The sequence below is a fragment of the Pseudoxanthomonas sp. LjRoot204_2 genome (genome assembly GCF_056175765.1).
In genome coordinates, this window is the sequence record NZ_JBGFFG010000431.1 from 1 (window position 1) to 2,771 (window position 2,771).

Here is a 2,771-nt window from a genome sequence, read left to right on the forward strand (position 1 = left end):
GGGATGGAGTAGGCCTGCATGAAGCGCGTTTCAACGAAGAAGATCGAAACGACCCCCTCCCTATAGCGCCACGAAAGGCCCAGCTTGGATGTGACGATATCCAGCAACGAGGTGACGTCACCCTTGAACTGTTCCTGGATCATCGTCGGCGACGCATTGCCGAACGATGCCGCACGCATCGAACCACCGGCGGACGGCAGGCCCGGCAGTGCGGGCAGTGCGGGAATCCCACCGGTCGCAGGCTGCGCAGCCGCTTGGGCCTGCGGCGGATTGATGTTGTATCCGTCCTTCAGCGCGACCAGGGCATCCTGGGTAACGCGCACCTGCAGCTTGCAATCCGGATTGCGCGAAAGCACCTGGGCGAAGCCCAGTACGTCCAGCGGGACGGTCGGGTTGAAGACGATGTTGCATGTCATCGGCAAGGTGCGGTCGCGGTTGAGGACCTTCGGCGCACCCACGCCGAAATAGCCGTCCTCGACGACACGCACGACGGCGCCGTTGTCGACGTTCGCGGTGCCCTGCCGCACATGGTTCAGCGTGGCACTTGCCGCTTCCAGATCACGCCGGACGAGCTGATCCGAATCCTTGATGTTCTGTGTGGTCTGGCAGCCAGCCAGCAATGTGGCCATCAGGCCGACGAAGAAGATGGAACGCATGGACTTACTCCGTGACGTGAATGACTTGCTGGCGGACGTACAGCACTGCCTTGGCAGGCCGCTTGGAATTTGCGTAGACCTGGAACACCTTCGTGATGGCGTTGGTCAGATCGCCATCGAAACTCATCAGGGCCGGGATCTCGTAGTCGACGCCGGCATCCCACACCACGGTCCACTGCTCGGTCGCGGCCCATTCCTCGACCACCGAACGCAGCGATCGGCCGCCGCGGGCGACCCACTTCTTGACCGGCGCTGCCGGTRCAGCAACCACCGTGGCCTGTGCAGTAGCAACGCCCGGAACGCTGGCCGTAGCCGGCGTGACGGTCACTGTCGCCAAAGTGGCTTTGGGAGCCGCAGCCGGGGCGGTGACGCTCACCTTCCGGCGCTCCCAGTCCACATCCGCGTACACGCGGGCATCGGTGGCCACTTCGACAAGCACATCGGTCCAGGGCTTGCCGCCCTGCCAGGAAATCAGGCGCGAAGCCTGAGCACCCTCGGCAACGTCCACCGACCACCCTTGCGGGGCTACCTGCTGGAAGACCAGCGAGAGCGGCAGGTCCTTGCCGAAGCCATGGCGCAGCTCCCGTCCCGGGCTGGCGCCGTATTCGCGTACCGCCGGACGGCCGCGCTGGAATCCGAAGTCATCGGTCGGCGTGTTGGTGGCCTGGGCGCCAACCTGGCCGGCCGGCTTCTTGGCTTCCTCCACGACACGGAAGCCCGCGTGTGCCGCCATGGGCGCCGCGGCGATAAGCGCCGTCAKACTGAACTTGAGAATGCGATTGATCATTGCGCCATTGGCCCTGTCGCTGTGCCCCGTACCCCGAGAAGTCCGCTCATTACCCTCTGACCCTGGGCCTTTGCGTCTCCTGCCGTGTTTGTGCCGTCCGCCTCGACGATCGCTGAACTGGATTCGTCTAAACTTTCGTTAGCGGATAATACTTCACTTCCGTTTGTTTGTGTATTGTCGGCGATGGTCTCTTCTGCATCCGTCGCCGGCACGGGCTGTGCAGCGACTGGGCGATCCTGAGGATCGATGTTGCCCCCTCCGTCCGCGCCCAGCTGTTGCAGCAGCGCTTTGATCTCCGGATCAGCGCCGGTCATGACGGCCGATCCGACCAGCAGACACCGCCTCAGGTACTCTCCTGCAACGCGACTGCCTGCCAGGCCCATCACTTCGTCGTAGGCATGCAGGAAGCGGCTCTCATCCGGGCCATTGGAATTCATCGTGAACTGCAACCGACGCGCGACCTTGGCGCGATTGCGCTCTGCAAAGGTCTGCACCGGCCTCGCCTGCACGTCCTCGGCTGCCACCGCGTGGTCATCTGTCATAGATCACCCGCCATGGCCAACAGCCCGAACTTGTGCATGCCCCGCGCATTGCTGTGCTCGGGCTCTTGCGGCACGGTTACCGCATCACCCCAGCTGCTCCGCAGCAGCTGCCCGAGCGGCGTGGCGCCGGGGCCGCACACCAACAGCATCGGCTTCTGCAGTACGTGCGCCTGGATCATCTGCTCGATGGCTTCGCCAGAGCTGCGTGCCAGGGCGGCGAATGCCGCTTCCAGTGATCCCACGCATGACCACACCGATCCTCGACGGTGGTACTGACCTTTCAGCAGCGCGTTGATCGCCCCGCGTACCGGCAGGTCATCGAGTGCATGCTTCTGCAGCAATGACTGGCCAAGCGCCATCAACGCCTCGCTCCAGCCGTGAGGCAGCTCGATGCGGCTGCCCGGCACCATCTCCTGCGTGGCGGCGTCGAAGGCAGCGAGCGTGGTGCCCCGGTGTGCGATGTCGACCACGACCACAGAGCTCACGTCCTGCGGTGGATCAAGCAGCTGGCCGGTGGGACTGAACGCCCAGTCCATGAAAGCCGCAACGGTTCGGGGTAGTACACGAACCTTCAGCGAAGGCAGAAGCGTCGTGTCGTCTGCCGACGTGGTCGGCTTCTCGAACGAACGCTGCACCTGGTCGACCAACGTGCTCGCCGCGTTGGCGTCGGTGAAGTAGTCCTTCATGGGCAGGGATGCCATCAGATGAACCGATTCACCTGCCCGAGCGCCAAGACTGCGGGCCGCAGCTGCGTGGACGCGGACCCGACGCGCCGGCGAGGTGATT

4 protein-coding genes are annotated in these 2,771 nt (G+C 64.2%); all 4 read right to left on the reverse strand.

Translation table 11 applies throughout. The features are described from left to right. On the reverse strand, positions 1-656 hold a 656-nt coding region (locus AC04L7_RS16030), incomplete at its 3' end, for a hypothetical protein (RefSeq protein ID WP_475513400.1). A gap of 4 nt (positions 657-660) precedes the next feature. Further along, positions 661-1,443: a toxin co-regulated pilus biosynthesis Q family protein gene (locus AC04L7_RS16035; RefSeq protein ID WP_475513401.1), complete on the reverse strand. Its 783-nt coding sequence runs from the start codon at positions 1,441-1,443 to the stop codon at positions 661-663. Next, positions 1,440-1,985, reverse strand: coding sequence for a hypothetical protein (locus tag AC04L7_RS16040; RefSeq protein WP_436001366.1), 546 nt, complete (start codon positions 1,983-1,985; stop codon positions 1,440-1,442). The genes AC04L7_RS16035 and AC04L7_RS16040 overlap by 4 nt, the downstream gene beginning before the upstream one ends. After that, complete coding sequence (locus AC04L7_RS16045; protein WP_475513402.1) at positions 1,982-2,686, reverse strand: hypothetical protein; 705 nt, start codon at positions 2,684-2,686, stop codon at positions 1,982-1,984. The genes AC04L7_RS16040 and AC04L7_RS16045 overlap by 4 nt, the downstream gene beginning before the upstream one ends. Positions 2,687-2,771 lie beyond the last annotated feature (85 nt).

What these genes read in the sequence shown, in the direction of transcription:
- AC04L7_RS16040 (WP_436001366.1), bottom strand. Translation starts at nt 1,985, where the DNA reads ATGACAGATGACCACGCGGTGGCAGCCGAGGACGTGCAGGCGAGGCCG.
- AC04L7_RS16045 (WP_475513402.1), bottom strand. Translation starts at nt 2,686, where the DNA reads ATGGCATCCCTGCCCATGAAGGACTACTTCACCGACGCCAACGCGGCG.